The sequence below is a fragment of the Diplocloster hominis genome (assembly GCF_032380655.1).
Taxonomy (GTDB): domain Bacteria; phylum Bacillota; class Clostridia; order Lachnospirales; family Lachnospiraceae; genus Diplocloster; species Diplocloster hominis.
Window position 1 is genome coordinate 1 of record NZ_JAWDIY010000087.1, and the last position, 1050, is coordinate 1050.

Consider the following 1050-nt stretch of genomic DNA (forward strand, 5'->3'; position numbering starts at 1 on the left):
CCCGAAGCTTTTCGCAGCTTATCACGTCTTTCATCGGCTCTTAGTGCCAAGGCATCCACCCTGCGCTCTTGTTCGCTTGACCTGCATTCTCATATAGCGTTATGGGAATGGGTCTTTTTTGGTTCTTGATTTTCTCGGATTCTTTGAATTGGTTTCAATTAATCTTTTTTAATCTCGGATGTCTTGAAGTTTCTTCTTTCTTTGGAACTAACTGCGTTGGGATGTTGTTCTTCTCTGTGTCCGCAGCTTTTTGGCGGCTGACACTTTGCTGAACTTCATCTGCTTTCAGTTCCTTGAAATCAGATTTTTCAATTGATTTTTCAATGTGTAGTTTTCAAGGTACATGGGGATGGAGGGCCTTCCGGGATGTTTCGTTGGAGGGGTTCCATCGGTTTGGTTGGTGGATGGCGTTTTTGGGCCGGGCCTGGTGTTGAGCCCTCGAAAATCGGAGATTTTCTCGGTCACGTTTGGCCTTTAAATAAAGCCGGCTTTTGGTGCGCCGTCCGATTTGACATGCACTTCGTGCATCACGGATCTTTTATAAATGATCATCGACAAGCAAGCTTGACGCTGCTCATTTCTAAAAGCTCCTACTGCGCTGGCGCGCAGGTCAAATCTACATTCGATAAAAACGGGAAGCTTTGCTTCACGGCTTTTATCGATGGAGATAAAGGGATTCGAACCCTTGACCCCCTGCTTGCAAGGCAGGTGCTCTCCCAACTGAGCTATACCCCCGTAAATCTGGCATCCACCTGCTCTCCCATACCGTCACCAGTATAGTACCATCGGCCGCTTAAGTCTTAACAAACGTGTTCGGGATGGGAACGTGTGTGTCCCTTAAGCGCATCGACACCAGAAATATATATAAAGTTATCTGCGATCTATGTATTTCCAATTTTCACGAGGATAGTTGTAATTTCTCATAGACCGACTTGATAACTAAACAGTAAAACAACCCTTACTTCTTCTTCCTTAGAAAGGAGGTGATCCAGCCGCACCTTCCGATACGGCTACCTTGTTACGACTTCACCCCAGTTATCCATCCCGCCT

General features: G+C 46.1%; 1 tRNA gene and 3 rRNA genes. All 4 read right to left on the reverse strand.

Annotated elements, in window-relative coordinates:
- A 23S ribosomal RNA gene (locus ABC831_RS26360) occupies positions 1 to 82 on the reverse strand; the annotation flags it as partial.
- Positions 83 to 662: 580 nt separating this feature from the next.
- Positions 663 to 735 (reverse strand) — tRNA-Ala (locus ABC831_RS26365).
- 4 nt (positions 736 to 739) lie between these two features.
- Positions 740 to 857 (reverse strand): 5S ribosomal RNA (gene rrf / locus ABC831_RS26370).
- Positions 858 to 976: 119 nt separating this feature from the next.
- Positions 977 to 1050 (reverse strand): 16S ribosomal RNA (locus ABC831_RS26375); the annotation flags it as partial.